The organism is Maritimibacter harenae (genome assembly GCF_009882975.1).
Taxonomy (GTDB): domain Bacteria; phylum Pseudomonadota; class Alphaproteobacteria; order Rhodobacterales; family Rhodobacteraceae; genus Maritimibacter; species Maritimibacter harenae.
On sequence record NZ_WTUX01000012.1, the window covers coordinates 121,628 to 147,894 of the forward strand.

General features: G+C 68.0%; 28 protein-coding genes. 16 read left to right on the forward strand and 12 right to left on the reverse strand.

The features are described 5' to 3' along the window. Window positions 1–88: 88 nt before the first annotated feature. From GQE99_RS10860 to GQE99_RS10880, 5 genes are all read left to right on the forward strand, one after another. Complete coding sequence (locus GQE99_RS10860; protein WP_161351633.1) at window positions 89–664, forward strand: YqgE/AlgH family protein; 576 nt, start codon at window positions 89–91, stop codon at window positions 662–664. Between the two features lie 271 nt (window positions 665–935). Then, window positions 936–1,667, forward strand: coding sequence for a competence/damage-inducible protein A (locus GQE99_RS10865; protein ID WP_161351634.1), 732 nt, complete (start codon window positions 936–938; stop codon window positions 1,665–1,667). Beyond that, complete coding sequence (locus GQE99_RS10870) at window positions 1,664–2,413, forward strand: GNAT family N-acetyltransferase (RefSeq protein ID WP_328794090.1); 750 nt, start codon at window positions 1,664–1,666, stop codon at window positions 2,411–2,413. The genes GQE99_RS10865 and GQE99_RS10870 overlap by 4 nt, the downstream gene beginning before the upstream one ends. Then, window positions 2,410–2,976 (forward strand): peroxidase-related enzyme, encoded by a 567-nt coding sequence (locus GQE99_RS10875; protein ID WP_161351635.1) that lies wholly within the window; start codon window positions 2,410–2,412, stop codon window positions 2,974–2,976. Before GQE99_RS10870 ends, GQE99_RS10875 begins: the two co-directional genes overlap by 4 nt. After that, a complete protein-coding gene (locus GQE99_RS10880; protein ID WP_161351636.1) occupies window positions 2,973–3,923 on the forward strand; it encodes an OmpA family protein in 951 nt (316 codons plus the stop codon). The genes GQE99_RS10875 and GQE99_RS10880 overlap by 4 nt, the downstream gene beginning before the upstream one ends. A 6-nt stretch (window positions 3,924–3,929) precedes the next feature. On the opposite strand, the gene GQE99_RS10885 is transcribed toward GQE99_RS10880, so the two are convergent. From GQE99_RS10885 to GQE99_RS10900, 4 genes are all read right to left on the reverse strand, one after another. Continuing rightward, window positions 3,930–4,727, reverse strand: a complete 798-nt coding sequence (locus GQE99_RS10885) for an SDR family NAD(P)-dependent oxidoreductase (protein ID WP_161351637.1) — start codon at window positions 4,725–4,727, stop codon at window positions 3,930–3,932. Between the two features lie 110 nt (window positions 4,728–4,837). Further along, complete coding sequence (locus GQE99_RS21860) at window positions 4,838–5,443, reverse strand: Crp/Fnr family transcriptional regulator (protein ID WP_161351638.1); 606 nt, start codon at window positions 5,441–5,443, stop codon at window positions 4,838–4,840. A 92-nt stretch (window positions 5,444–5,535) separates the two neighbouring features. Continuing rightward, entirely contained in the window at window positions 5,536–6,141 is a 606-nt protein-coding gene (locus GQE99_RS10895; protein ID WP_235917196.1) for a Crp/Fnr family transcriptional regulator, read from the reverse strand. 152 nt (window positions 6,142–6,293) lie between these two features. After that, window positions 6,294–7,199: a LysR family transcriptional regulator gene (locus GQE99_RS10900; RefSeq protein ID WP_161351640.1), complete on the reverse strand. Its 906-nt coding sequence runs from the start codon at window positions 7,197–7,199 to the stop codon at window positions 6,294–6,296. A 242-nt stretch (window positions 7,200–7,441) separates the two neighbouring features. Here GQE99_RS10900 and lysA point away from each other — a divergent pair, with 242 nt between their 5' ends. Next, window positions 7,442–8,707, forward strand: a complete 1,266-nt coding sequence (gene lysA, locus GQE99_RS10905; protein WP_161351641.1) for a diaminopimelate decarboxylase — start codon at window positions 7,442–7,444, stop codon at window positions 8,705–8,707. Between the two features lie 36 nt (window positions 8,708–8,743). Next, entirely contained in the window at window positions 8,744–11,314 is a 2,571-nt protein-coding gene (locus GQE99_RS10910) for a TIGR02302 family protein (protein WP_161351643.1), read from the forward strand. A 33-nt stretch (window positions 11,315–11,347) separates the two neighbouring features. Here the strand turns inward: GQE99_RS10910 and GQE99_RS10915 are convergent, their stop codons facing one another. Beyond that, window positions 11,348–12,175 (reverse strand): zinc-ribbon domain-containing protein, encoded by an 828-nt coding sequence (locus tag GQE99_RS10915; RefSeq protein WP_161351645.1) that lies wholly within the window; start codon window positions 12,173–12,175, stop codon window positions 11,348–11,350. 167 nt (window positions 12,176–12,342) lie between these two features. Between GQE99_RS10915 and GQE99_RS10920 the strand changes: the two genes are divergently transcribed. Genes GQE99_RS10920 through GQE99_RS10935 form a run of 4 tightly spaced genes read left to right on the forward strand, consistent with a single transcriptional unit; the run spans window position 12,343 to window position 15,245 of the window. Beyond that, window positions 12,343–13,017, forward strand: a complete 675-nt coding sequence (locus tag GQE99_RS10920) for a cell division ATP-binding protein FtsE (protein ID WP_161351646.1) — start codon at window positions 12,343–12,345, stop codon at window positions 13,015–13,017. Beyond that, on the forward strand, window positions 13,014–13,919 hold the full coding sequence (locus GQE99_RS10925; protein ID WP_161351648.1) for a cell division protein FtsX: 906 nt from the start codon (window positions 13,014–13,016) through the stop codon (window positions 13,917–13,919). The genes GQE99_RS10920 and GQE99_RS10925 overlap by 4 nt, the downstream gene beginning before the upstream one ends. Next, the gene (locus GQE99_RS10930; RefSeq protein ID WP_161351650.1) at window positions 13,919–14,653 is read left to right on the forward strand and encodes a lysophospholipid acyltransferase family protein; all 735 of its coding nucleotides are present in this window, start codon (window positions 13,919–13,921) and stop codon (window positions 14,651–14,653) included. Before GQE99_RS10925 ends, GQE99_RS10930 begins: the two co-directional genes overlap by 1 nt. After that, on the forward strand, window positions 14,640–15,245 hold the full coding sequence (locus GQE99_RS10935; protein WP_161351652.1) for a pyridoxamine 5'-phosphate oxidase family protein: 606 nt from the start codon (window positions 14,640–14,642) through the stop codon (window positions 15,243–15,245). Before GQE99_RS10930 ends, GQE99_RS10935 begins: the two co-directional genes overlap by 14 nt. 18 nt (window positions 15,246–15,263) lie before the next feature. Here GQE99_RS10935 and GQE99_RS10940 read toward each other — a convergent pair whose 3' ends face one another. The 4 genes from GQE99_RS10940 to GQE99_RS10955 form a co-directional block, all read right to left on the reverse strand. Then, a complete protein-coding gene (locus GQE99_RS10940) occupies window positions 15,264–16,229 on the reverse strand; it encodes an acetyl-CoA carboxylase carboxyltransferase subunit alpha (RefSeq protein WP_161351653.1) in 966 nt (321 codons plus the stop codon). A gap of 89 nt (window positions 16,230–16,318) precedes the next feature. Next, the gene (locus GQE99_RS10945) at window positions 16,319–17,635 is read right to left on the reverse strand and encodes a glycosyltransferase (protein ID WP_161351654.1); all 1,317 of its coding nucleotides are present in this window, start codon (window positions 17,633–17,635) and stop codon (window positions 16,319–16,321) included. Window positions 17,636–17,675: 40 nt separating this feature from the next. Next, the gene (locus tag GQE99_RS10950; RefSeq protein ID WP_161351655.1) at window positions 17,676–18,635 is read right to left on the reverse strand and encodes an L-malyl-CoA/beta-methylmalyl-CoA lyase; all 960 of its coding nucleotides are present in this window, start codon (window positions 18,633–18,635) and stop codon (window positions 17,676–17,678) included. A 111-nt stretch (window positions 18,636–18,746) separates the two neighbouring features. Continuing rightward, window positions 18,747–19,172: an SRPBCC domain-containing protein gene (locus GQE99_RS10955; protein WP_161351656.1), complete on the reverse strand. Its 426-nt coding sequence runs from the start codon at window positions 19,170–19,172 to the stop codon at window positions 18,747–18,749. 273 nt (window positions 19,173–19,445) lie between these two features. Here GQE99_RS10955 and dgcN point away from each other — a divergent pair, with 273 nt between their 5' ends. The 5 genes from dgcN (at window position 19,446) to GQE99_RS10980 (ending at window position 24,152) form a co-directional block, all read left to right on the forward strand. Beyond that, window positions 19,446–20,450 carry an N-acetyltransferase DgcN gene (dgcN, locus tag GQE99_RS10960; RefSeq protein ID WP_161351658.1) on the forward strand — a complete coding sequence of 335 codons (1,005 nt, stop codon included), beginning with the start codon at window positions 19,446–19,448 and terminating at the stop codon, window positions 20,448–20,450. A gap of 85 nt (window positions 20,451–20,535) precedes the next feature. Then, on the forward strand, window positions 20,536–21,501 hold the full coding sequence (gene dgcA, locus GQE99_RS10965) for an N-acetyl-D-Glu racemase DgcA (RefSeq protein WP_161351660.1): 966 nt from the start codon (window positions 20,536–20,538) through the stop codon (window positions 21,499–21,501). A 10-nt stretch (window positions 21,502–21,511) separates the two neighbouring features. Then, window positions 21,512–22,375, forward strand: a complete 864-nt coding sequence (locus GQE99_RS10970) for a D-amino-acid transaminase (protein WP_161351661.1) — start codon at window positions 21,512–21,514, stop codon at window positions 22,373–22,375. A 61-nt stretch (window positions 22,376–22,436) separates the two neighbouring features. Continuing rightward, window positions 22,437–23,882: an OmpA family protein gene (locus GQE99_RS10975; RefSeq protein WP_161351663.1), complete on the forward strand. Its 1,446-nt coding sequence runs from the start codon at window positions 22,437–22,439 to the stop codon at window positions 23,880–23,882. 3 nt (window positions 23,883–23,885) lie between these two features. Next, a complete protein-coding gene (locus GQE99_RS10980; RefSeq protein ID WP_161351664.1) occupies window positions 23,886–24,152 on the forward strand; it encodes a hypothetical protein in 267 nt (88 codons plus the stop codon). A 6-nt stretch (window positions 24,153–24,158) separates the two neighbouring features. Here GQE99_RS10980 and GQE99_RS10985 read toward each other — a convergent pair whose 3' ends face one another. The 3 genes from GQE99_RS10985 to GQE99_RS10995 form a co-directional block, all read right to left on the reverse strand. Next, complete coding sequence (locus tag GQE99_RS10985) at window positions 24,159–24,953, reverse strand: DODA-type extradiol aromatic ring-opening family dioxygenase (RefSeq protein WP_161351666.1); 795 nt, start codon at window positions 24,951–24,953, stop codon at window positions 24,159–24,161. Window positions 24,954–25,043: 90 nt separating this feature from the next. Then, window positions 25,044–25,358, reverse strand: coding sequence for a DUF1244 domain-containing protein (locus tag GQE99_RS10990; RefSeq protein WP_161351667.1), 315 nt, complete (start codon window positions 25,356–25,358; stop codon window positions 25,044–25,046). A gap of 16 nt (window positions 25,359–25,374) precedes the next feature. Further along, window positions 25,375–26,115 (reverse strand): N-formylglutamate amidohydrolase, encoded by a 741-nt coding sequence (locus GQE99_RS10995; RefSeq protein WP_161351669.1) that lies wholly within the window; start codon window positions 26,113–26,115, stop codon window positions 25,375–25,377. Between the last annotated feature and the right edge of the window lie 152 nt (window positions 26,116–26,267).

The following is a 26,267-nucleotide window of genomic DNA, read 5'->3' on the forward strand; positions in this document are numbered from 1 at the left end:
CATGAAGCAAAAGTCACATTCCTGCCAACCGTGCGCGATCGTCGCGGAGCACTTGCAAACCAGCATGGCCCATGCCCATCTGTGGAGCATGCCGAAGACCACTCAATACAACGACCTCGTGGGCAAACTGCTCGTCGCCATGCCCGGCATGGGCGATCCGCGCTTCGAGAACAGCGTGGTGTTCCTCTGCGCCTATTCCGACGAGGGCGCGATGGGGCTGATCGTCAACAAGACCGTGCCCGACATCAAGCTGGACGACGTGCTCGACCAGCTTGAGATCGTGCCGGGCCAGGGCAGCACCGGCATCGGCGTGCATTTCGGCGGTCCCGTCGAGGGCGGGCGCGGCTTCGTGCTGCACTCCGGCGACTACGCGGGAAGCGCGGGCACGCTGGCCGTGGACCAGAGCTTCGGCATGACCGCGACCAAGGACATCCTCGAGGATATCGCCAAGGGCGCCGGGCCCGAGCAGTCGCTGACCGCGCTCGGGTATGCCGGCTGGGGCCCCGGGCAGCTCGAGGAAGAATTGCAGGACAACGCCTGGCTCACCGTCGACGCGGATGCCGCGATCGTATTCGACCCGGACAACGCGTCGAAATGGTCGCGCGCGCTGAGCAAGCTGGGCATCGATCCTTCGCACCTGTCGGCCGGCGGCGGGCGCGCCTGAGCATTCTGCGAAGGACGCATGGGCGCGTCTCTTGCCGCAACGTCAACCTTTCAAGCGCCGGAACCACGCCAACCCGTTGAGATCATTGCCCACACGAATTCCACTTTTCCGGTTTTCCGGAAAAGTGATTTTCAAGGGCGGCGCGCAACCGCCCATGCCCCGCGGGGAACCGCCGCATGGGCGCGTGGACCCGACGGACCGCGCCCAACTCGTCCTTTTGGACCGCGAAAAAACGGATTATGGTCCGCGCGAGCCAACCGAGGGGGCCTTCATGCCAAATCCCACCGCCGCGATGCTCGTCATCGGCGATGAAATCCTGTCCGGCCGCACGCGCGACATCAACATGCACGTGCTGGCCCAGGCGCTCAACGCGCATGGCATCGACCTGAAGGAGGCGCGGGTGGTCTCGGACGACCGCGACGCGATCGTCTCCGCCGTCACCGCATTGTCGGACGCCTACGATCACGTGTTCACCTCGGGCGGCATCGGCCCCACCCATGACGACATCACCGCCGACTGCGTCGCCGCCGCCTTCGACACGCATATCGACGTGCGCGACGACGCCCGCGACCTTCTCCTGCGCCATTACGAAAGCCGCGGCGTGGAAGTGACCGAAGGGCGCCTGCGCATGGCGCGTATCCCCGATGGCGCGACCCTGATCGAGAACCCGGTGTCCGTGGCCCCCGGCTTCACGCTGGGCAACGTCCACGTCATGGCCGGTGTGCCCACGATCTTCGAGGCGATGGTCGCCTCGGTCCTGCCCGCGATCAAGGGCGGCGCGCCGCTTCTGAGCCAGTCGCTCCGCATCGACAAGCCCGAGGGCGAGCTGGCCGATCCGCTGCGCGAACTGGCCGCGGATTTCCCGGACCTCTCGATCGGCTCCTACCCGTTCCAGCAGAACGGGGCCTTCGGGTCAAACATCGTCATCCGGGGCGAGAACGGGGCCGACATCGACGCCGCGATGCTGCGCCTGTCCGAGCTTTTCCGCGGGGCCGGCGCGTGAACGTGCCCCCACTGCCCGACAGCCGCACGCTGGTCGATGCCCTGCTGGCCACCTGGCCGGCCGCCGACATCCGCCGCGCGGGCGCCTGGACGATCCGGACCGGCGAAGGTGGCGGCAACCGCGTCTCCTCGGCCACCGAGGACTGGCCGGTGACCGAGGCCGACCTGCCCACCGCCGAAGCCGCAATGCGCGAGCTGGGCCAGGTGCCGCAGTTCATGGTGCGCGACGGCGAGGAGCGCCTCGACAACCTGCTGGCCACCCACGGCTACGACCTGCTGGACCCGACCAACCTCTGGGCCATCGACGCCGCCACGCTGGCCGGGGACCGGGCGCTTCCGATGGGGGTCGGCTATGCCATGTGGCCGCCGCTCGCCATGATCCGCGACATCTGGACGGACGGCGGAATCGATGCGGCGCGGCAGGCGGTGATGGAGCGCGCCCCCGCGCCCAAGGCCGGCATCCTTCAACGCGCCGGCCAGGACGTGGGCGGGGCGGCCTTCGTCGCGGTCTCGGGCGATATCGCGATGATCCATGCCCTCCACGTCCTGCCCGACGTACGGCGCCGCGGCGTGGCCCGCCGGCTCCTCAAACATGCCGCGATCTGGGCCCAGGACCACGGGGCGTCTGTCGTCGGGCTCGCCGTCACGCAGGCCAACACCGCCGCCAACCCGCTCTACGCCGCGCTTGGCATGCGGTTGCGCGGACAATATCACTACCGGATCAAGCACGAGGAGGCTTCGACATGACGGACCGGATCATGGCCCTCGACCTGCCCCAGGTCGACCCGCTGCCCGAGGCGACGCAGAAATACTTCGACATCTGCGAGGAGAAGCTGGGCATGGTGCCCAACGTGCTGCGCGCCTATGCCTTCGACATCGACAAGCTCAACGCCTTCACGGCGATGTACAACGACCTGATGCTGGGCGACAGCGGCCTGTCCAAGCTCGAACGCGAAATGATCGCGGTCGTGGTGAGCAGCGTGAACAAGTGCTGGTACTGCCTTGTCGCCCACGGCGCGGCCGTGCGCCAGCTTTCGGGCGACCCGAAGCTCGGCGAAGCGATGGTGATGAACTTCCGCGCTGCCGATCTCGACGCGCGCCAGTCGGCGATGCTCCACTTCGCCGAGAAGCTGACGGAAAGCCCTGCCAAGATCGAGGAATCCGACCGCCAGGCGCTGCGCGACGCGGGTTTTTCCGACCGCGACATCTTCGACATCGCCTCGACCGCCGGTTTCTACAACATGTCCAACCGGGTCGCCGCGGCGACCGACATGCAGCCCAACGACGCCTATCACGCGCAGGCCCGATGATCCGACACCTCCTCCTGCCGGTGCTGCTGGCCGCGCTTGGCGTGCCGGCCCTGGCCAAGATTTCGCCCCCCGACGGGGCCGCCCTGCGCTTCGAGGCGCACGAGGACCTGGGCAGCTATGCCCTGCCCATCGGCCCGCATGACGGCGACCGCATGGCCACGGTGCGCGCGGAGGGGGAAATCGACGTGCGTGCCTACCGGCTTGGCGGCACCGGGCTGTCGAGCTACCAGATCATGCTGGGCTTCCGGCAGCAGCTGGAGGAGGCGGGCTACGACATCCTCTTCGAATGCGACGAGGAAAGCTGCGGCGGCTACGCCTTCCGGTTCGACACCCGGATCGTGCAGGAACCCGAGATGCACGTCGACCTGGGCGATTTCCATTTCCTGTCGGCCCATGTCCCCGGCGACAGCGGCCTGTTCGCCAGCGTGCTGGTCAGCCGCTCGCCCAGCGCCGGCTTCATCCAGGTGATCGAGGTCAGCCCGCCGGGCCAGGTGGAAACACCCGACGTGGACGTGAGCGAACCGGAGCTGCCTGCGGACACGGAGGTCGCCGTGCCCGAGGCCGCGTTGGGCGAGGTCGGCACGGCGATGGAAACCGTCGGGCGCTACGTGCTCACCGACCTCGAGTTCGAGACCGGCTCGACCACGCTGGGCGGCGGCACCTACGACAGCCTCGCCGACCTGGCGACCTATCTCGAGACCCACCCGGACGCCCGCGTGGCGCTCGTGGGACATACCGACGCGCAAGGGGGGCTTGCCCCGAACATTGCGATTTCCAAGGGGCGCGCCACCTCGGTCCGCGACAGGCTGGTCACCGATTACGGTGTCGACCCCGCGCGGCTGGAGGCCGAGGGGATCGGGTACCTGTCGCCGCTGGCCACGAACCAGACCGCCGAGGGGCGCACGCAGAACCGCCGCGTCGAGGCGATCCTCGTCACCACCCAGTGACGGCCGCTACTTCACCATCTTCGCCATCTGCTTCTGGATGAACCCGATCGCCCAGGCCGGGGCCAGCCGGACGAGCCGCCACAGCATCCGCGCGTCGGAGCCGATCAGGATGTGAAGCTTGCCCGCCTCCATCCCGTCGAGGATCGTCTTCGCCGCGTCAGGGGCCAGCGTCATCTTCGCGTTCGCGGCGGCCTCCGGGTCGCCGTGCATCTCGACGCCGGAATTCTCGGATATGTGCGTCTTAACGGCGCCGGGCATGACCACGGACACGTCGACGTTGGTGTTCATCAGCTCGGAATAGATCCCCTCGGTCGCCAGCTTCACGCCGGCCTTCGTGGCCGAGTACATGGTCTGTCCCGGGAACGGGATGAAGGCCCCCATCGAGGCCACGTTCACCAGGTGCGCGGCGGGTCGGGTCATCAGCCCCGGCAGGAACGCCTTGGTCATGTTGAGCGGGCCCATGAGGTTGATGTTCACCATCCGGTCGATCACGTCGAAATCGAGATCGTTGAAATCCTCGAACGGCTGGATCACGCCCGCGTTGTTGATCAGCCCGTCCACGGGACCGTGCACCGCCTCGATCGCCGACGGCAGCTTCAGGACCGCGTCGCGGTCCGCGATATTGCCCTCGTGAAGCGACAGACGGTCACCCGCATCGGCAAGCTTGGCTGTCTCTTCGAGCGTGTCCATGTGGATGTCGATCGCGGCGACCCGCGCACCCCGGGCCAGAAGGCCCAGCACCAGCTCGCGCCCGATCCCGCTGCCGCCGCCCGTGACGACCACGACCTTGTCGTTGAGTTTCATGTTCCCATCCTCATCCGGTCTTCGGCCCCATTCGATCAGCCCTGCGTGACCCGATCAATACCATGCCCAGGCGCCGGTCCTGTGACAGCCGACAATCCGCCGCACCCGGCTCAGGCCCGGGACATCCCGGCCATGTTGGCGGTCAGGCGCGCGGCGATCAGCCGGGTGAGGAACAGGCCGAAGCCCGGGTCGACCATCACCAGCTGCTCCACCCGTTTGCGCGACAGGGTCCGGATTTCGCCGCCCTCGACGCAGGTGGCAGTGGCCGTGCGCCCTTCGTCGTCGAGGAACACGCCCACTTCGCCGAAAACGGTGCCCGGGCCGATCTCCACGTCGACCTCGTCGAAGCGGATGCGACCCTCGGCAAGGTAGTAGAGCTCTTCCGCCGCGTCGCCCTTGCGGAACAGAACCTCGCCCTCGTCCACCCGGCGCCCGGTCATGAGGGGCACGATCTTCTCGACCTCCACCGTCCCCTGGGACGCGGCGCGCACCTTCCGTTCCAGCCGCTTGTACTCGATCACCCTCCAGATGTTCAGCGGCAGGAGGGCCGCGTCGAGGATCAGGATCGGCAGCAAACCGGCCCCGATCGCGTAGATCATGAAGAAGATGTTCGAAACGATGGCGATGAGGCGAAGGGGTACGATTTCCTTCATGAAGAAGGACAAGAACACCAGCGCCGAGGCGACGTAGGACGTGATTTCCAACCAGATCGGCACGTGTCCCTCCACAGGCAATGTCAGCTCACGCTAACGGCAAGACCCCTGCCAGCGGAAGGAAAACTGCGCCAAGACCGGGCAGGCGGCCCGGATCAGGCGCGCTGCGCCGCGTCCAGGTTGTCGGACATGCGCTGCGTGATCAGGCGCGTGAGAAACAGACCGAAGCCCGGGTCGACCATGACCAGCTGCTCCACGCGCCGGCGCGGCAGCGCGCGCAGCACGCAGGGCTCGAGGCAGGTTGCGGTCGCGGTGCGGCGGGCCTCCCCGAGGAACATGCCGATCTCCCCGAAGACCGTGCCCGGCCCGATCTCGGTGTCGACCTCCTCGAACCGGATGCGCCCCTCGACGAGGTAATAAAGCGCATCGGCGCGGTCGTCCTTGCGAAAGAGGGTCTCGCCCGCCCCGGCGCGCGCCTCGGACATGAGCGGCACGATCTTCTCCACCGCCGCCGCTCCCTGCGAGGCGTCGCGCACCTTCCGCTCCAGCCGCTTGTACTCGATCACACGCCACACGTTGAGCGGGAGAAGCACCGCATGCAGCACGACGATGGGGACGAGGCCCGCGCCGATCCCGTAGAGCGCGAAGGCCACGTTGCTGGCGATCGCGACCAGCCGGAGCGGCACGATCTCCTTCATGAAGAAGGACATGAACACCAGGACCGGTGCGATATAGGATGCCACGTCGACCCAGCTGACCATCGAAACCTCCCGCGCGTGTCGATGGTCCATGCTAGCGGCGCGCGGGCGCCCGGGAAACGTCTGTCGCGGCCGTGACGCAGTGAATACGAAACGCGCCGGCGGGTGGAGACCCCGCCGGCGCGTCGTTCAATCCGGACCTGTGGCCCCCGATCTTACCAGTTGTCGGGGCCTTTTTCGTTGAAGGCGGTGACGAGGAAATCGATGAATGCGCGGACCTTCGGCTGGGTGAACCGTCCCGGCGGATAGACCGCGTAGATGCCCTGAACGTCCTGCGGCAGATCGGGGATCGCATCCTCGACCAGCCCCTGCTCCATCGCGTCGGCGTAGAGGAAGCTGGGCAGGTAGGCGATGCCGAGCCCGGCGATGGCCGCGTTGAGCAGCGACTGGCCATCGTTGACCGACAACCACCCGGCGGTACGCACCTGGCGCACCTCGCCCGACGGGGCCGGCACCTTCCACACGTTGCCCGAGGATTGCGAACTGTAGTGCAGAAGCTTGTGCTCGTTCAGATCGTCGATGCGCATCGGGCGCCCGTATTTCTGGAAATACGCCGGGCTGCCCACCATGCGGCGGGTCGTTTCGGCGATCTTGCGTGCGCGCAGCGAGCTGTCCTCCATCTCGCCCACGCGGATCGCCATGTCGAAGCCCTCGGAAATCAGCTCGACGTAGCGGTTGTTGAGCACCATGTTCACGTTCACTTCCGGGAAATCCTGGAGAAACTTGCCCAGGACCGGCGACAGGTGGTTCACGCCGAAATCGGTGTTCACCGAGATCCGCAGAAGCCCCGACGGCGCGCTCTGCATCGAGGTGACCAGCGCGTCGGCCTCTCCTGCATCGTTGAGAACCCGGCGGGCGCGGTCGTAATAGGCCAACCCGATCTCGGTCGGCGACACGCGGCGCGTGGTGCGGTTGAGAAGACGGGCACCCAGGCGCGCCTCGAGCGAGGAAACGTGCTTGGATACGGCAGACTTGGAAATCCCCATCTTTTTCGCCGCGTCCGTGAAACCGCCCTGATCCACGACTGTGGCGAACGCCTCCATTTCGGTCAATCGGTCCATAATTGATCTTTCTACAGTCATCGCCCCAACACGGAATTGTATCGCCGTGAAATCGGGCAACACTGTGATCGGTTCCGGACAAAAGTTGGTTTTCTCGGCAATTGGTTTTCTCGCGGAAACGGCGTGCCCGCCCCGATGTCCCATTGCGGCGGCTGGCACAGGAAACACGACCGCACATCGATCCGCATTGATCGCGCGCAAGGGCCGGTGTAGGGCGTGCGTCGTTATCAGGAGGGCCCGGGATGGACCACTTTCTCTACAAGGATGGCGTTCTCCACGCCGAGGACGTGTCGGTCGCGGACATCGCCCGCAACGTCGGCACGCCGGTCTACGTCTATTCCGCCGCCACCCTGCGCCGCCATTACGAGGTGTTCGACGAGGCGCTCGCGGGCATGGATCACCTGATCTGTTTCGCGATGAAGGCCAATTCCAACCTCGCGGTGATCAAGCTTCTGGGCGACATGGGCGCCGGGGTCGACGTGGTGTCCGGCGGGGAATACCGCCGCGCGGTCGCCGCCGGCATTCCCGGCGAGCGGATCGTGTTCTCCGGTGTCGGCAAGACGCGCGAGGAGATGCGCCTGGCCCTGACCGGCGGCATCCGCCAGTTCAACCTCGAGAGCGAGCCCGAGATGCACGCGCTGTCCGAGGTCGCGACCGAGCTGGGCGTCACCGCGCCCGTCACCGTGCGCGTGAACCCGGACGTGGACGCCAAGACCCACGCGAAGATCGCCACCGGCAAGTCCGAGAACAAGTTCGGCATCCCGATCGCCCGGGCGCGCGAGGTCTATGCCGAGATTCGCGACCTTCCGGGGCTGAAGGTGGTGGGGATCGACGTCCACATCGGCTCCCAGCTGACCGATCTGGCACCTTTCCGCGCAGCCTACGAGAAGGTGGCCGCCCTCACTCACGCGCTGCGTGAGGACGGGCACGAGATCACCCGCCTCGACCTGGGCGGCGGGCTCGGCATCCCCTACGAACGCGACAACCAGGCGCCGCCGCTGCCGATCGAATACGGCCAGGTGATTCGCGAAACGGTCGGGGATCTCGGCTGCGAGATCGAGATCGAGCCGGGCCGGCTGATTGCGGGCAACGCCGGGATCATGGTGAGCTCGGTGATCTACCTGAAGCAGGGCGAGGGGCGCGATTTTCTCATTCTCGACAGTGCGATGAACGACCTCGTGCGCCCGTCGATGTACGACGCCTACCACGACATCGTGCCCGTGCAGGAACCCGCTCCGGGCGTCGAGCAGAGCCCCTACGACATCGTCGGCCCGGTCTGCGAAACCGGCGACACCTTCGCCAAGGCGCGCAACCTGCCGTCGCTCGCCGCGGGCGACCTGGTCGCCTTCCGCTCGGCCGGGGCCTACGGTGCCGTGATGGCCTCTGAATACAATTCCCGCCCGCTCATCCCCGAGGTGCTGGTGGACAGGGATCACTTCGCGGTTATCCGCGCGCGCCCGACCTTTGACGAGATGCTGGCCCGCGATACGATACCCGAGTGGCTCTGATCTGAGAGCGGGGCCGCGCAACCGCGAAAGGCCCCTATGGAGCGCTACGACAACCTTCCCGATGCCGCCGCCCGCCGGGTGAGACGCCCGCTTCGCCTGACCTGGGCGAGCCTCTTCGTCGAACGGCTGACACGGGCGTTCTGGCCGCTCGCGACGGTCATTTTCCTCGCGCTGGCCTGGGCGCTGTCCGGCCTGTCCGCCGTGACGCCGATCTGGACCACGCAGGTGGTTGGGGGCGTCGCGGCCGTCGCCGCGCTCGCCACGCTGATCTGGGGCTTCACCCGCTACCGCGCGCCGACACGGATGGAAGCCTTAGCGCGGCTCGATTCCACGCTGCCCGGGGCCCCCATCGCGGCCCTTTCGGACGCGCAGGCCATCGGCGCCGCCGACCCCGCCTCTCGCGCCGTGTGGGACGCCCACCTGGTGCGCATGGCCGCCAAGCTCGACGCGGCCAGGGCGCAGGCGCCGAAAGCCGACCTCGCCCCCCGCGACCCCTACGCGCTCCGCCTTGTCGCCCTCACGGCGCTGGCCGTCGCCGCCCTGTTCGGTGTGCGCGCCGCGGGGCCGGGCCTGACCGCGATGATCCCCGGCGGCGCGGGCGACCAGGTGGCCCAGGCCAGCTGGGAAGGCTGGGTGGAACCGCCCGCCTACACCGGCAAGCCGACGCTCTACCTCGCCGACCAGGACCCCGGCGCGCTCGCGGTGCCCGAAGGCTCGCGCGTCACGCTGCGCCTCTACGGCAAGGTCGACGAGATCGACATCAACGAGACATGGTCGGACGAGCCGCCGGCCGAGCCCGTGCCGACACGCCTCTTCACCATCGACGGGGACGGCACGCTGACCATCGGCGAGGACAGCTGGCAGGTCACCGCCATCGACGACGCCGACCCGGCGATCGAGGTGGCGGGCGAACTCAGCCGCACGCTCGTCGGAGAAATGCGCCAGGGCTTCCGCGCGACCGACGATTACGGCGTGGCCACCGGCACGGCCACGGTCGAACTCGACCTCGACCGGGTGGAGCGCGACCACGGCCTCGCGGCCGAGCCCGAACCGCGCGAACCCATCGTCGTCGACCTGCCGATGCCCTTCCGGGGTTCGCGCCAGGAGGTCGAGGAACTGCTGGTCGAGAACTTCGCCGAGCATCCCTGGGCCGAGATGCCCGTCTCGCTCACCTTCACCGCCGAGGACGCGGCGGGGCAGACCGGCACCTCCGATCCGGTCGAGATCACCCTGCCGGGGCGCCGGTTCCTCCACCCGATCGCGCAAGCGGTCATCGAGATGCGGCGCGACATCCTGTGGACCACGCAGAACGCCGAACGCGCCGCGCGCATCCTGCGTGCCGTGTCCCACGACCCGGAGGGATTCTTCCCGAAGACCGAACAGGCCGAGATGCTGCGCGCCTCCCTGGGCCCGCTGGAAGAGGACGACCTGAACCCGTCCGTGCGCGACGAGGTCGCCCAGGCGCTCTGGGATCTCGCGATCGAGCTTGAAGAAGGGGCGCTGTCGGACGCGCTGGAACGGCTGCGCCGGGCGCAGGAACGGCTCCAGGAAGCCATGCGCCAGGGCGCGACGCCCGATGAGCTGTCCGAACTGATGGACGAGCTGCGCGAGGCGATGCGCAACTACATGGAAGAGCTCGCCCGCAACGCCGAGCCGCAGAACCAGACGGACGAACCCAACTCCGGCGAACAGATGGAGATGACCCAGCAGGACCTGCAGGAGATGATGGACCGCATCGAGGAACTGATGCGGCAGGGGCGCACCGAGGAAGCCGCCCAGATGCTCCAGATGCTCCAGCAGATGATGGAGAACATGCAGGTCACGCAGGGCCAGGGGCAGCAGGGGCAGAACCCGGGCCAGGAGGCCATGCGCGGGCTCCAGGACACGCTGCGCAACCAGCGCGACCTGTCGGACGAGACGTTCCAGCAGCAACAGGGCCAGCAGCCCGGCCAGCAGGGTCAGCAAGGGCAGGAAGGCCAGCAGGGGCAACAGGGGCAGCAAGGTCAGCAACAGGGCCAACAGGGACAGCAGGGTGACGGCCAGCAGGGTCAGCAGCCCGGCCAGAACGGCACCCAGCCCGGACAGGGCGACCTTCCCGGCCAGCTGGCCCAGCGCCAGCGCCAGCTGGAGAACGAGCTCCAGCGCCAGCGCAACAACCTGCCCGGCGCCGGCACCGAAGAGGGCGAAGCGGCGCGCGGCGCGCTCGACCGGGCCGGGCGCGCGATGGACGACGCCGCCGAGGCGCTGGAACAGGGCGACACCTCCGAGGCGCTCGACCGGCAGGCCGACGCGATGGAGGAACTGCGCGAAGGCATGCGCAACCTCGAGGACGCGATGCGCCGCGAAGCCCAGGACCAGCAACAGCAGCAGGGCCAGCAGGGCGACCAGAGCGCCCAGCGCGGTGGACCGCAGGGCAGCGAACGCGACCCGCTGGGCCGCGAGGCCGGGGAACGCGGCGCGCTCGGCTCCGACAGCCCGCTGGCCGATGGCGAAGACGTCTATCGCCGGGCCGAGGAACTCATGGAAGAACTGCGCCGCCGCTCGGGCGAAACCGACCGGCCGGAGCTGGAACGGGAATACGTCGAGCGGCTGCTCGACCTGTTCTGATCCGGATGATGGGCGAAGGATGGCGCGGGCGGGTCACTGCCCGTCGCCCGCGGCCTCCTCGATCCGTTCGATGGCGGCCTGCATCAGGGCTTCGACCTCGGCGAACAGCCGGTTCACCGCGTCGACATAGATGACCATTTCGTCGGTCAGGCCGGGGAACAGCTCCACGATCTGCGGGGCGAGCAGGTAGACCCCGAAAGCCACGCCCACCACGATGACCACGAAGGAAAAGCCGCGCCGGAAACCGCCGCGCGGGGCCTCACGCTCCTCCGCGATGTCGTCGTCGATCGCATAGTCGACCGGCGCGCGATCGGCGCGCGGACCGTCCAGCGTGGAATTGATCTCCTCGATGTCCGGGAAAAGCTCGCGCCGGCTGGCCGGGTCGGCAGGCGTCGGGGCCAGATCGGGGTCGAAGCTTTCGTCTGAGTCGAAGGAGGGGGCCTTCGTCATCTGTTCGCGGGCGCGCCGGCGCCGGTCGGCCTCGGGGTCGGTGTAGTCGTCGATGCCCAGGTCGCCCTGCGTTTCGACCGGCTCGCCCTCGCGGGCCCGGGCCTGCATCTCGCGCTCCGCCTCTTCGGCGAGGATGCCACGCACGTTTTCATCAAGCGGCCGGCGCATGCGCTCCGGCTCCGCCCCGGGCGCTTCGCCCTCGTCCGCGTCTTCGGGGGTGGTCTCTTCGGAGGCCGCTTCGGCCGTGACGGCCCGCACCGGCACCTCCTCGATCTCGTCCCGGGAACCGTCCGCGTGGCGCTGAAACCATCCGTGACCGCAATTCGAGCACTGAACGTCGCGCCCGCCCTCGGGGATCACGCGATCGTCGACCTCGTACGTTGCACCACAATTCGGGCATACCAGCCGCATGTGACCTGTCACCTCGCCCTGTCTTTCACTCGCCCGGTTGTCCCGGCCCTACCCGATCGGGTCCACTATGGGAAGCAAAGCCCCGAAAATCAAACCTTTGCAATCGCGAGATTGCAACAATTCCCCGGCTGGGGCAAAAACGGGCGGCACGGACGAGAGGCTGAGCGGTGATCGAATTCGAGGAAGTCTCGTATGGCTACAGCGGCGGGGGCGCGCTGTTGTCCGACGTATCGCTGAAGCTCGCGCCCGGTTCCTTCCATTTCCTGACCGGCCCGTCGGGCGCCGGCAAGACCACGCTGCTCAAGCTGTGCTACGGCGCGCTTGTGCCCACGCAGGGGCGCGCGACGCTGTTCGGCGCCGACGTGCGCGCGATGACCCGCGACGACGTGGCCGAGGCGCGGCGCCGGATCGGCGTCGTGCACCAGGACGTGCAGTTCCTGGACCACATGAACGTGGTCGAGAACGTCGCACTTCCGCTCATGGTCTCCGGCCGCACCACGGATGTGCAGGATATCGCCGATCTGCTGGAGTGGGTCGGGCTTACCGGACAGACCGATGCCCTGCCCCCGGAGCTGTCGGGCGGGGAACGCCAGCGGGCCGCGCTCGCACGGGCGGTGATCCTGTCGCCAGAGGTGATCCTGGCGGACGAACCCACCGGCAACGTCGACTGGGAAATGTCGCTCCGGCTGCTCCAATTGCTGGTCGAGCTCAACCGCATGGGCAAGACCGTGCTCATCGCCACCCATGACATGAACCTCATCCGGCAGGCAAAGGCGCAGGTGCAGGCCCGCGTGCTGCGGATCTCCGGCGGCCGGGTGCTCCTGGCGGGGGCGGACCTGTGAGGGCGCGGCTCGCCCCCCTTTTCGCCCTGATCGGGGGCGATGCGCAGGCCGACCGGGTGGTGCCGCCCACCGGCTTCACGGCCAATCTCACCGTATTCTCCTCGGGCGCGATGGCGTTTCTCGCCGTCTTCGCGCTGGCCCTGTCGCTCGCCACCGGGCGGCTGGCCGAGCAGTGGGGCGACGCGCTCGCCCAAAGCTCCACGATCCGCGTCTCGGCGCCCGAAGGGCAGATGGACCAGCAGGTGATCGCGGTGATGGACGTGTTGCGCACCACGCCGGGGGTCGCGGATGCCAGGGTGCTCACGGACGAGGAACAGCGCGCGCTGCTCGAGCCGTGGTTCGGCCCGGACCTGCCGCTCGACACCCTGCCGATCCCGCGCCTGATCGAGGTGATCGAGGAGGGCGACGGTTACGACCCCGAGGGCCTGCGCCAACGCCTTGCGGGTGAAGCGCCGGGCGCGGTGCTGGACGACCACACGCGCTGGCGCGATCCGCTCGTGCGGGCGGCGAACCGGCTGCGCATGCTGGGGGCGATCTCCATCGTGCTCATCGCGGCGACCACGGGGACGATCATCACGCTCGCGGCCAACGCGGCACTCGCGGCCAATGCGCAGGTGATCCACGTGCTGCGGCTTGTGGGGGCGCGCGACAGCTACATCGCCGGAGCCTTCGTGCGCCGCTTCACGCTGCGCGCCCTGATCGGCGCCTTCGCGGGAATGCTGGCAGGGGTCATCGCGATCCTGCTTCTGCCCTCGGCCGACGTCGGCGGGGGCTTCCTCACCGGGCTCGGCTTCCAGGGCTGGCATTGGGCCCTGCCCTTCGCGATCCCGCTTCTCGCCGCGCTCGTCGCCTTCGCCGCGACCCGGCGCGCGGCCAACACCACGCTCAGGGAGCTGTCGTGATGCAATTGATCCGCTCGCTGATCTTCACCGGCCTCATCTACCTCGCGATGGGGGTGATGGGGGTGTTCTACTTCTTCCTGACGCTCATCAACCGCGACTACGCCTACACGGCCGTGTCGCATTACTGCGCGGTCGTGCGATTCCTCGCGCGCTGGCTGATCGGGCTGAAGACCGAGGTGCGGGGCGAGGTTCCGACGGGCGAGGTGCTCGTCTGCTCGAAACACCAGAGCTTTCTCGACATCATCCTGCTCGTCTCGGCCCTGCCCCGGCCGAAATTCATCATGAAGAAGCAGCTCGTCTACACCCCGGTGCTGGGCTACTTCGCGCGGGCCATCGGCTGCATCCCCGTCGATCGCGGCAAGCGCGGGGCGGCGGTGAAACAGATGATGGCCGACGTCGCCTCGGGCGCCTCGCGCCCCGGTCAGCTCATCATCTTCCCGCAAGGCACCCGCGTCGCCGCCGGGGCGACCAAGCCCTACAAGGTCGGCGCCGGCGTGATCTACACGGAGACCGGGCAGCGCTGCATCCCGGCGGCCACCAACGTGGGCGTATTCTGGCGCAAGCACGGGCTGACCCGGTATCCGGGCACGGCGGTGGTCGAATTCCTGCCGCCGATCGAACCGGGGCTCGACGTCGAAAGCTTCATGGCCGTGCTCAAGGACACGGTCGAGACGAACTCCGACCGGCTCATGCGGGAGGCGGGCTTCGACCCCGCGGCACATGCGAAAGATTGACAGCATCGAGGCGCTGGAGGCGCTGTATCCCCGCAAACCGTCGGAACCGGCCACGAAGAAGGTATCGGACGGTCTCATCCCGACGTACCTCGCCTGGATCGAACGGGCGCGGTTCTGCGTGGTCTCGACGGTCGGCCCCGAGGGCACCGACAGCAGCCCGCGCGGAGATGACGGCCCGGTGGCCCTGGTGCTCGATGCCCGCACGCTCGCGATTCCCGACTGGCGCGGCAACAACCGGCTCGACACCCTGCGCAACATCGTGCGCGACGGGCGCGTGTCGTTGATGTTCATGGTGCCGGGCTCGATGAACGTGATGCGCGTGAACGGCACGGCCGTGCTGACAGACGACCCGGCGCTGACCGAAAGGTTCGACCGGGCGGGCAAGTTGCCCAGATCGGTGATCGTGGTCACGGTCGCCGAGGTCTATGCCCAGTGCGCCCGTGCGATCCTGCGGGCGGGTTTGTGGGAGCGCGACGACGCGGACGGCCTGCCCAGCGTGGGCGACATGCTGCGCGACGTCACCGACGGAGCATTCGATGGCGAGGGCTACGACCTCGAATGGACCGCGCGCGCCCGCGACACGATGTGGTAAGACGGGCGCAGCGCCCGGTCAGGCGGCGAGGCCCTGCGACCCCATCTTGAGGTATTTCTGACGCCGGCTGTTGCGGAGTTCGTCGGGCTTTTTCTTGCCCAGCGCTTTCAGCTCGGCCTCGATCGCGTGGCCCACGGCCGAGATGGCCTGCCCGGCGCCGCGGTGCGCGCCGCCCACCGGCTCGCCGATGATCCGTTCGATCACGCCCAGCGCCTTGAGATCCTGCGCGGTCAGGCGCAGCGCCTCGGCGGCTTCGCGCATCTTGTCGGAATCCTTCCACAGGATCGACGCGCAGCCTTCCGGGCTGATCACGGAATAGATCGAGTGCTCCAGCATCATGACGCTGTTGCCCGTGGCGAACGCGACCGCGCCGCCCGAGCCGCCTTCGCCGATGATCACCGACACCAGCGGCACCTTGAGCGAAAGACACTTCTCGGTCGAACGCGCGATCGCCTCGGATTGCCCGCGCTCCTCGGCACCCTTGCCGGGATAGGCGCCCGGGGTATCGACCAGCGACACGACCGGCAGTCCGAAGCGGTCGGCGAGATCCATCAGCCGGATCGCCTTGCGGTAACCCTCGGGACGCGCCATGCCGAAATTGCGTTCGATCCGGCTCTTGGTGTCGTTGCCCTTCTCGTGGCCGATCACCATGACCGGCTGATCGCCCATCCGGGCCAACCCGCCCATCACGGCGTGGTCGTCGGCGAAGTTTCGGTCACCGGCAAGCGGCGTGTATTCCGTGAAAAGCGCGTCGATGTAATCCTTGCAGTGCGGGCGCTCCGGGTGGCGCGCCACCTGGCATTTGCGCCACGGCGTCAGGCCCTTGTAGAGGTCGACGAGCATCTGCTCGGCCTTCTTGTCGAGCGCCTTCGCTTCGCCCTCCACGTCCATCTCTTCATTGGCCCGCGCCATCGCGCGCAGTTCCTCGGCCTTGCCTTCGATTTCCGCCAGCGGTTTTTCGAAGTCGAGATAGTTCTTGGTCATGCGCGCCTCGCCGGGAAGTTTCGCCCGATATAAGGTTCCATGGACGCGGAATGCAACTCGCCAACACGTCCGCGCCCCGGTGCGGCCGGTCAGGACAGGCGGGCGGCGGCCGGTTCAGGCTCCGGTTGGACGTCCTCCGCGCGCGCCGCCGCGGCCTCGATGACCTCGATGGCGCGCGCAAGGCCATCCTCCGCGCGCACCTTGCGGCCGAGCGTTTCGGCGGCTTTCGCCACGGCCGGATCGGTCGTCACCTGCGTCAGCGCCCGCGACAGCTTCTCGGCCGTCAGCGATCTCTGCGCGATGGGGTCCGGGGCGACCCCGTGCTGCGCCATGATCTTCCCCCAGAACGGCTGATCGCCGAAGAAGGGCACGATCACCTGTGGCTTGCCCGCCCGGATCGCGGCGGCGGTCGTGCCCGCCCCGCCGTGGTGCACGATCGCCTCCATGCGCGGAAACAGCCACTCGTGCGGCGCACCTTCGATCTTGAGGATCGTGTCGGGCAGATCGCCCGGCTCCAGCCCGCCCCAGCCGGTCGCGATGATGCCACGCTTGCCGGTGCGCTCCAGCGCGTCGATCACCGTCTTGGCCAGCCGGTCGGGCGAACGGCCCGCCATCGACCCGAACCCGACGTAGACGGGCGGCGGCCCGGCCCCGATGAACGCCTCCAGGTCGGCGGGCGGCGTCCAGTCGCCGAGATCCGAGAACCAGTAACCGGTCATCACCGCCTCGTCGGGCCAGTCGCGCGGCGCGGGAAGGACGGACGGGCTTACCGCGTTGAGCACGGGCAGGATCCGCCCCGCACTGTCGCGCAGCAGATCGAACCGGCGTTGCTTCGGCAGCCCACGCTTTTCGCGCATCTCGCGCACGTGTCGCCCTGCGGAAAATGCCATCGTGCCGTTCACGAAGCGATAGGAGAACCGGTTCCACCATTCCCAGCCGGTGTCGGGAAAGCCCACGTTCGGACGTTCGCCCGTCGGCACCATCATCGGCACCAGCATGGCGAGCACCGCCGGAATCCCGCGCTTCTCGGCGATATGCGAGCCGGCATATGTCTTGGGGTGGAAAATGATCAGATCGGGATCCACCGCTTCGGCCGCGGCCCAGCTGTCGTTGATCAGCTCCGCCTGCGCGGGGCCCACCGTGCGCGCCATCATCACCGTCCACTTGAGCGACTGGAGCACGCCTTGCGTGGATTCCATCATGTCGCGCCCGGCGTCGGTGTCGAGGAGGTTGAGCATCGCGTCGGACATCGGCGCGAACCCCAGCCCGGCGTCGCGCACGAAGCTTTCGAACCGGCTGGCCGTGCCCAACGTCACGGTATGGCCACGCGCCTCGAGCGCACGGCCCAGGGCGACGAACGGCTGCACGTCACCGCGCGATCCGTAGGTGAGGATCAGAATCCGCATGGGAGCACCCTATCCCGGGCGATCCCACGCGGCTACCAGGTTACGCGCCCGCGATGAGCTCGGCCTGCGTGACGATGACTTCGGCCTGCTTGATCGAGGCGATGTCGACCAGCCGGCCCTTGTAGACGGTCGCCCCCGCGCCGGTCCGTTTGGCTTCTTCCATCGCCGCGAGGATCTCCCGCGCCTCGGCGACGGCTTCCTCGGAGGGGGTGAAGACCTTGTTCGCCAGTGCGATCTGTTTCGGGTGGATCGCCCACTTGCCGACCATGCCCAGCGTGGCCGAGCGCAGCGCCTGCGCGATGTAGCCGTCGTCGTCGGAAAAATCGCCGAAGGGCCCGTCGACAGGCAGAAGGCCGTGGGTTCGGCAGGCCGCGACGATCGCCGCCTGGGCCCAGTGCCACGGATCGGACCAGTGCTTCTGGCCGTCGTGCAACATGTAGTAGTTTTCCTGCGTGCCGCCGATGCCGGTGGTCGCCATGCCCATCGAGGCCGCGAAATCGGCCGCGCCCAGGCTCATCGCGACGAGCCGCGGGGAGGCCGAGGCGATCTCTTCGACATGCGCGATGCCAGCGGCGCTTTCGATGATCACCTCGAAGTCGATGCGCTTGGCGCGCCCCTTGGCGGCCTCGATCGCGGTCACCAGCGCGTCGACGGCATAGATGTCGCCCGCGCAGCCCACCTTTGGGATCATGATCTGGTCGAGCCGGTCGCCGGCCTGTTCGAGAATGTCGACCACGTCGCGGTACCAGTAGGGCGTGTCGAGCCCGTTGATACGCACCGACAGGGTCTTCTTGCCCCAATCGACGGTGTTAATCGCCTCGATCACGTTGGCCCGCGCGCTTTCCTTGTCGGAGGGCGACACGCTGTCCTCGAGGTCGAGGTTGATGACGTCCGCCTCGGAGGCCGCCATCTTCTCGAACAGCTTGGTGTTGGAGCCGGGGCCGAACAGCTGGCAGCGGTTCGGACGGGCGGGGGCCGCAGGCTGGATACGGAAGGACATGTGACCTCGCAGGATCGTTTCGTTTACGCTGGCCCTCGGGTTAGATTATTGCGCGACCGCCTTCAACCCGTTTTCTGCACATGCAGCATCCCGCCTCTCGCCGTCATGGGATCACGCCGGCGCGGAGGCCCCTTCGGCCTGCGCCGCGATCGCCTGCGCGAACTGCTCGAAGCTCGGGTTCAGGTCCGGCATGGTGCGCCAGATGAAGGGCAGCAGGAGGCCGGAGAACCGTTCGGTCATCTCGAACCGGGTGCCGTCTCCTTGCGGGGTGAGCGTGAAGACCCGTTCGCTGCGAAACACCCGCCCCACGCCGCTGGACCAGACCATCCGGCGCGGCGCGTCGAACTCGGTGACCACGAGGTTGAAGGTCCGCTCCTCGGACACCTCGGCCTGAAGGATGATGCGCTGCCCGTCGGCCAGGGCGCCGTTGAACCGGGTGATCCCGGTGTCGCGCGTCAGCGAGTCGGGATCCGTGAGTACGCGCCACACCGCCTTGGGCCGGGCCGCGATGTCGCGGGTGATGCTGACCTGTTTCATGCCGGGTCCTTCCGATTCGTGTCCCTCTGCGCCACGCGGCAAGCCTGCCATCCCGGGCACGGGAAGTGGAGCCGCCGCGCACGCACCGCGACCGAAGGCCCGACCGACATGGAGAATTCTTCGCCGAATTTTGCAGCAATTCGAAGAATCTTCACCTACGAGCACCACCGGCATGCCGATCTTTCGCAAAAAGGTCAGCACTGCGCCCATTTCGGGAACACCTTGTCCCGTGGGCGCTTAGGATTCCCCCGAACCGCAAACCGGAGCTGACACATGATCGAGACCCCGTACCTGCTTTTCCTGGGCGACGCCCCCGACCCGCTGGCCGCGAAGGTCGCGCAGGGCATCCGCGACTGGCGGCCCGAGAACGCCGTGGGGCAGCTGCGGCTCGAAGGCTGCCAGGCAGACATGAAGCTGCCCGACATGACCCTGGCCGAAGCCAAGGCGGCCGGCGCGAAGACGCTGGTGATCGGCGTCGCCAACCGCGGCGGCGTGATCAGCCAGGCCTGGAAGAAGGTGCTGATCGCGGCCCTCGAGGAGGGCTTCGACCTGGCCTCGGGCCTGCACAACCTCCTGCGCGACGAACCCGACCTCGCCGCGGTCGCCGAGGCCACCGGGCAGGCGCTCCACGACGTGCGGGTGCCGGAGGTCGACTATCCCATCGCCAACGGCGAGAAGCGGCGCGGCAAGCGCTGCCTCGCGGTGGGCACCGACTGCTCGGTCGGCAAGATGTACACGGCGATGGCGATGGACGGCGACATGCGCGAACGGGGGATGAAGGCCACCTTCCGCGCCACGGGGCAGACCGGGATCCTGATCACCGGCGACGGCGTCCCGCTCGACGCCGTGATCGCCGATTTCATGGCCGGCTCCGTCGAATGGCTGACCCCGGACAACGACGACGACCACTGGGACCTGATCGAGGGCCAGGGCAGCCTGTTCCACGTGTCCTACTCCGGCGTGACGATGGCGCTGATCCACGGCGGCCAGCCCGACGCGCTGATCCTGTGCCACGAACCGACGCGCCCGCACATGCGCGGCCTGCCGGGCTACACCCTGCCCACGCTCGAGACGCTGCGCGACACCGCGCTGCCGCTGGCGCGCATCGCCAACCCGGCCTGCGAGGTGGTCGGCATCTCGGTCAACACGCAGAACATGTCCGAGGACGAGGCCCGCGCCTATTGCGAAGAGACCGAGCAGCGCATGGGCCTGCCCACCACCGACCCCTACCGCTTCGGCGCGGCCAAGCTGGTGGATGCGCTCGCCGCGATGGGCTAGCGTCGCGCCTGCGGCACGGTCGTGAGCGAGGGGCTCTGCCCCTCGCGCTCCCCGAGGTATTTTTCAAACGAAGAAGGAGGACGCGATGCGCCTGTCGGTGACGTCCGAGAGTTTCAGGCTGGCCGAGGTCTTCACCATCGCGCGCGGCTCCAAGACGGCGGCGGAGGTACTGACCGTGCGCGCCGAGGCGGATGGCCACGCGGGCCGGGGCGAATGCGTGCCCTACGCGCGTTACGACGAGACGCTCGCGAGCGTGACCGCCGAGATCGAGGGGCTTCCGGCCGATATCGACCGCACCGCGCTCCAGGACCTGTTGGGGCCGGGGGCCGCGCGCAACGCCGTGGATTGCGCGCTGTGGGACCTGGAGGCCAAACGCGCGGGCAAGCGGGTCTGGGAGCTCGCGGGGCTCGCCGCACCGGGGCCCGAGATCACCGCCTTCACCCTGTCGCTGGGCGAACCCGCCGCGATGGAGGCGGCGGCCGCGAAGAACGCGCACCGCCCGCTTCTCAAGATCAAGCTGGGCACGCCCGACGACATGCCCCGGCTCGAGGCCGTGCGCCGCGGCGCGCCGAAGAGCCGGATCATCGTGGATGCGAACGAAGGCTGGAGCGCCGAGGTCTATTCCGAGCTCGCCCCCCACATGGTGCGCCTGGGCGTCGCGCTGGTCGAACAGCCCCTCCCCGCGGGCGCCGACGACATGCTGGCCGAGATCGAGCGCCCCCTGCCCGTCTGCGCCGACGAGAGCTGCCACGACAGGGCCTCTCTCCCCGCGCTGGCGGGCAAGTACGACGTGGTCAACATCAAGCTCGACAAGACCGGCGGGCTGACCGAGGCGTTGCAGCTGCGCGACGCGGCACGCGCGGCCGGCTACGACATCATGGTGGGCTGCATGGTGGGCACGTCGCTGGCGATGGCGCCCGCGACGCTGGTCGCGCAGGGGGCGATGGTGACGGACCTTGACGGCCCGCTGCTTCTCGCCCAAGACCGCGACCAACCGCTGGTGTTCGACGAGAAGGGCGTGCACCCGCCGACGCCGGCGCTCTGGGGATAGGAGACAGCACATGAGCCGCATCGTTTACGTGAACGGGGAATACCTGCCCGAGGAAGAGGCCACGGTGTCGATCTTCGACCGCGCGTTCCTGATGGCGGACGGCGTCTACGAGGTGACCAGCGTGCTCGACGGCAAGCTGATCGACTTCGACGGCCACAAGGCGCGGCTCGAGCGGTCGCTGGCCGAGCTCGACATGGACAAGCCCGAGGCGTTCGACGACCTGCTCGACATCCACCGCGAACTGGTGGAGCGCAACGGGATCGTCGAGGGGATGATCTATCTCCAGGTGAGCCGCGGGTCGGCGGGCGACCGCGATTTCGTCTTCCCGGACCCCGAGATCGTGAAACCGACCCTGGTGCTCTTCACCCAGAGCAAGCCCGGGCTTGCCGACAGCCCCGTGGCGAAGACCGGGATCAAGGTGATCTCGATCGACGACATCCGCTGGGGCCGGCGCGACATCAAGACGACGCAGCTCCTCTACCCGTCGATGGGCAAGATGATGGCCAAGAAGGCCGGGGCCGACGACGCCTGGCTGGTCGAGGACGGCAAGGTGACCGAGGGCACATCGAACAACGCCTACATCGTGAAGGGCGGCAGCATCATCACCCGCGAGCTGTCCAACGACATCCTGCACGGGATCACCCGCGCGGCCGTCCTGCGCTTCGCCAAGGAAGCCCAGATGAAGGTCGAGGAACGCAGTTTCACCATCGAAGAGGCGCAGGACGCGGACGAGGCTTTCGTCACCTCCGCCTCCACCTTCGTGATGCCCGTGGTCGAGATCGACGGCGCCCCGATCGGCGAAGGAACGCCGGGCCCGGTTGCGACACGGCTTCGCGAAATCTATCTGGAGGAGAGCCGCAAGGCTGCGATCTGACCCATTTTCCCTTGATGCGGGGGGTCGCTTTGCGGCCTCATGGATCCAAGGGAGATGTGACATGCGGTTTGTTCTGGGGCTTTTCGTGCTCCTGGCGGGTCTGTCCGCGCTCTTCGTTTGGGGTGTTCCCCAACGGGCAGCGGCGATCGAACGCCAGATCACCCGCGCCGCCGACGGCGTCGTCACCGGGGCGATCCATCCGATGGACGTCTCCGTCTCGGGCCGCGACATCCACCTTTCCGGGACCGCCGACAGCGACACGGAACTGGCGAGCCTGATCGCCTCGCTCGACGCGATCGACGGGCGGCGGGTCGTCTCCACCAGAGACGTGACCATTCTGCCCCTCGCCGATCCCTACGAGACCGCGCTCATCAAGGCCGCCGACGGCACGCTCGCGCTCACCGGCACGGCGCCCAGCACGGCGCAGGCCGAGGTGGCGCTGAACGGCGGTGTCTTCGGCGCCGAGGCCCTGCCGCTCGCCTCCGGGGCGCCGGAGGGGTGGAGCCGCATCCTGATTGCCGGGGGCGAAGCGCTGGCCCCGCTCGAGGAAGGCAGCTTCGCGCTCACCGGGTCGAGCGCGGTGCTCTCGGGCCGCGCCGGGACGCCCGCGGAGTCGAAACAGGCACGCGAAGCCCTGGATGCGCTGCCCGACGGGGTCGACCCCGTGATCTCCATCACGCTCGAAGACGCCGGGATCGTCTCGTTCCAACTGACCTACGACGCGGCCGAAGGGCTGAACGTCACGGGCACCGTCCCGGAAAGCTTCCCGCCCGAAGACATGGCCGAGGCGCTGGGGTTCGACAGCGTGGAGGCGGAGACCGAGACCACCTTCGGCCGCGCCCCCGAGCTCGAACCGTTCCTGGAGACGCTCGTGCCGCTCTTGACCGATCTCGACCGCCTGACCGTGCGGTGGGACGACGGCGACGTGACGCTCGAGGGCGTGGCGCTGCCCGGGCTCGACCCGGGCTACGTCGAAGGCCAGATGGCCGAGGTGCTGGGACCCGCGGCCGAGATCGCGGTCACGGCGGGGGCGGCGCCCGACAACTGGGTGACGCGCACGAACAGCGCGAGCGGCTCCGGCGAGGTGGCCCAGGCTGGCCACTGGCTGCCGCAATACGATTTCGAGGTCACGAAGCAGGCCTGCGCGGACGAGGCTGCGAAGATCCAGGCCGGGCGCGGGATCGAGTTCGTCACGGGCTCCGCGAACCTCGACGGGGCCTCGATGCGGGTCATCAACGAAATGGCGGGCCTGCTCCTCCACTGCACGGAAGAGGCCGAGATGCGCGTCATCATCGGCGGGCACACCGACAGCGAAGGCGACGAGAACGACAATTACCGCCTCTCGGTCGAACGGGCGAAGGCGGTGCGCGACGCGCTGGAACTGCGCGGCGTGCCGGAAGCACGCATGACGGCGATGGGCTATGGCGAGACCGAGCCGATCGCGGACAATGACACCGAAGAGGGACGCGCGGCGAACCGGCGCACGACCTTCGAATGGCCGGAGTGAACGATGGTCGTGATCGAAAACTGGGATTTCCTGATCACCGAGATGGCGGTGCTGCTGGGCCTTGCCGCGCTGGTGGGCCTGATCGCCGGGCTGATCATGGGCAGCGGCCGGCGCAAGGCGCGCCGCGAACTCGAGATCGCGCGCGCCGAACTGGCCGCCTGCCGCGAGGCCGGGCAGGAGCAGGCCGCCGAGATCGCCGACCTGGAAATCAAGCTCGCCGAGGCGCAACTGGTGGGCAAGGGAACCGAACCGAGCGGCGAGAAGGGCTGAACGGGGTCAGTCGAAGCGCCAGCTCGACGCCGTGACCCCGCCCATGATCCCGTCTTCGTGGTAGACGCGGGTGGCTGTGCCGCCTTCCGCCGCGCCCAGGGCCGCGAAGAGCGGGACCAGGTGATCCTCTTCGGCATGGCAGGTGCGCGCATGCGGCGCCTGTTCCCAGTGGATCAGCTTGTCGGTCCGGGTTTCCGGGTCCAGGTCCAGCACCTCGTTCAGCCAGGCGTCGAACGCCTTAGACGGCACTTCCGCCTGCGGTCCGAATTCGCGCAGGTTGTGGTAGCTCAGGCCCGATCCCACGATCAGCACGCCCTCGTCGCGCAGCGGCGCGAGCGCCCGGCCGATCCTGAAATGCGCCTCGGGATCGTAGCTCGACAGCATCGAGACCTGGAAGACCGGCACATCGGCGTCAGGGTAGATGACGGCGGCCGGCACGAAGGTGCCGTGGTCGAAGCCCCGGGTGTCGTCGAGCGTGGCCGGGATGCCGGCCGCGTCCAGCAGCGCCTGGGCCCGTTCGGCGATCTCCGGCGCGCCCGGGGCCGGGTAGACGACCTCGTAGGTGTGAGGCGGGAAATTGTAGTAGTCGTAGAGCATCGGCGGCTGCGCGGCATGCATGACGCGCACGCCATCCGCCTCCCAGTGGCCCGAGATCATCAGGACCGCCTTCGGCTTTTCCGGCAGCTCGTCCGGCATGGCCGCGAGGCTCGTCTCGAGCGCCGCGAACTGGCGGCGCATGTTCTCGATCCACGGCCAGGGGCCGCCACCGTGGGAAATGAAATAGGTCGGCATGCGGGTCATCGCAGAAACTCCTCTTCGTTGACCCCCATGTAGGACCTACCGGATGCGCACAGAAGTCGCGAAAAAATCACAGGTTCTGTGCGAAAAGCATCAGGACTTGTCGGTGACGTTTTCCTTGAACGCGGTCTTGAACGCCTCCTGCTTCTCCGGGCTCGCGTCCGTCTGGTACTTGGATTTCCACTCGTCCATCGTCATGCCGTAGAAGATTTCACGACCCTCTTCCTTGGTCATGTCGATGCCGCGCTCGTTCGCGGCCTCCTGGTACCAGCGGCTCAGGCAGTTCCGACAGAACCCGGCCAGGTTCATCATGTCGATGTTCTGCACGTCGGTGCGCTCTTCCATCAGGTGCTGGCGCAGGCGGCGGAAGGCGGCGGCTTCGAGTTCTATGCGGGTCTGGTCGTCCATGGGGTCCTCCTGTGTGTCAAACATCGGCCTTCGCGCGGGCCGCTTCAAGGATCGGGGCCAGCCGTCGGGCCCATTCGTATTGCTGCGCGTCGGTCTGGATCAGGTCGTTGCGGATCTCGATCAGCGCGTTCGCCCGGCCGTGCGCGATCGCGTGGCGGTCCACGCTGTCGCCGGGCAGATCACCCCGGTAGGGCTCGTTCGCGCCTACGACCAGGTCGCCCTCGCGCCGCAGCAGGTCGATCAGCGGGGCCGACAGCCGCTCGTCGTCGGCAAAGAGCACCGCGACGTGCCAGGGCCGCGGATCGCGCCCCTTGAACTGCGGCGTGAAGGAATGAACCGCAACGTAGAGCGTGTCGTCCTGGCGCGCGGCAAGGCGCGCGACCTCGCGATGATAGGGGCGGTAGCACAGGTTCAGCCGCCGCTCCCGCTCCGCCTGCCCGGCCTGCCGGTTGGCCGGGATGATCGAACCGTCGTAGAGCTTCATGAGCAGCGTCGGATCGTCCTCGCCCCGGTTCGGGTCGATCACCAGACGCGAGAAATTGGCGGTCACGCAGGGGCTGTCCAGCATCTCGGCGAGCGCCAACGTCACACCGGCCGCACCCGGATCATAGGCGATGTGGCGCGCCATGTCCGCCTCCGGCAGGCCGAGATCGCCGCCCGCGACCGACTCCGGCACCGCGTTGGTCGCGTGGTCGCAGGTGATCAGCCAGCGTCCGGGCCGATCCTCGCCGAAGGTGTGAAACGGATGATACGTCATGGGCCTGTCGTGAATGTCGCCAATCCTGCGTATCCGAGACGCACGAAAAGCAAAAGAGCCGCCTTTCGCATGGAATTTCGGCACTTGCCGTTGCGACAGGCACGCCCAAACGCTAGAGACGGCACGACTGTTATCGCAAACACCCGAGGCCA

Coding starts and splice junctions, on each gene's coding strand:
- GQE99_RS10910 (WP_161351643.1), top strand. CDS start 8,744: ATGGAGCGCTACGACAACCTTCCCGATGCCGCCGCCCGCCGGGTGAGA.
- GQE99_RS10880 (WP_161351636.1), top strand. CDS start 2,973: ATGATCCGACACCTCCTCCTGCCGGTGCTGCTGGCCGCGCTTGGCGTG.
- GQE99_RS10900 (WP_161351640.1), bottom strand. CDS start 7,199: ATGGACCGATTGACCGAAATGGAGGCGTTCGCCACAGTCGTGGATCAG.
- GQE99_RS10995 (WP_161351669.1), bottom strand. CDS start 26,115: ATGACGTATCATCCGTTTCACACCTTCGGCGAGGATCGGCCCGGACGC.
- GQE99_RS10975 (WP_161351663.1), top strand. CDS start 22,437: ATGCGGTTTGTTCTGGGGCTTTTCGTGCTCCTGGCGGGTCTGTCCGCG.
- GQE99_RS10935 (WP_161351652.1), top strand. CDS start 14,640: ATGCGAAAGATTGACAGCATCGAGGCGCTGGAGGCGCTGTATCCCCGC.
- GQE99_RS10945 (WP_161351654.1), bottom strand. CDS start 17,635: ATGCGGATTCTGATCCTCACCTACGGATCGCGCGGTGACGTGCAGCCG.
- GQE99_RS10980 (WP_161351664.1), top strand. CDS start 23,886: ATGGTCGTGATCGAAAACTGGGATTTCCTGATCACCGAGATGGCGGTG.
- dgcN (WP_161351658.1), top strand. CDS start 19,446: ATGATCGAGACCCCGTACCTGCTTTTCCTGGGCGACGCCCCCGACCCG.
- GQE99_RS10930 (WP_161351650.1), top strand. CDS start 13,919: ATGCAATTGATCCGCTCGCTGATCTTCACCGGCCTCATCTACCTCGCG.
- GQE99_RS10865 (WP_161351634.1), top strand. CDS start 936: ATGCCAAATCCCACCGCCGCGATGCTCGTCATCGGCGATGAAATCCTG.
- GQE99_RS10875 (WP_161351635.1), top strand. CDS start 2,410: ATGACGGACCGGATCATGGCCCTCGACCTGCCCCAGGTCGACCCGCTG.
- GQE99_RS10955 (WP_161351656.1), bottom strand. CDS start 19,172: ATGAAACAGGTCAGCATCACCCGCGACATCGCGGCCCGGCCCAAGGCG.
- GQE99_RS10885 (WP_161351637.1), bottom strand. CDS start 4,727: ATGAAACTCAACGACAAGGTCGTGGTCGTCACGGGCGGCGGCAGCGGG.
- lysA (WP_161351641.1), top strand. CDS start 7,442: ATGGACCACTTTCTCTACAAGGATGGCGTTCTCCACGCCGAGGACGTG.
- GQE99_RS10970 (WP_161351661.1), top strand. CDS start 21,512: ATGAGCCGCATCGTTTACGTGAACGGGGAATACCTGCCCGAGGAAGAG.
- GQE99_RS10860 (WP_161351633.1), top strand. CDS start 89: ATGCCGAAGACCACTCAATACAACGACCTCGTGGGCAAACTGCTCGTC.
- GQE99_RS10895 (WP_235917196.1), bottom strand. CDS start 6,141: ATGGTCAGCTGGGTCGACGTGGCATCCTATATCGCACCGGTCCTGGTG.
- GQE99_RS10940 (WP_161351653.1), bottom strand. CDS start 16,229: ATGACCAAGAACTATCTCGACTTCGAAAAACCGCTGGCGGAAATCGAA.
- GQE99_RS10985 (WP_161351666.1), bottom strand. CDS start 24,953: ATGACCCGCATGCCGACCTATTTCATTTCCCACGGTGGCGGCCCCTGG.
- GQE99_RS10950 (WP_161351655.1), bottom strand. CDS start 18,635: ATGTCCTTCCGTATCCAGCCTGCGGCCCCCGCCCGTCCGAACCGCTGC.
- GQE99_RS10990 (WP_161351667.1), bottom strand. CDS start 25,358: ATGGACGACCAGACCCGCATAGAACTCGAAGCCGCCGCCTTCCGCCGC.
- GQE99_RS10915 (WP_161351645.1), bottom strand. CDS start 12,175: ATGCGGCTGGTATGCCCGAATTGTGGTGCAACGTACGAGGTCGACGAT.
- dgcA (WP_161351660.1), top strand. CDS start 20,536: ATGCGCCTGTCGGTGACGTCCGAGAGTTTCAGGCTGGCCGAGGTCTTC.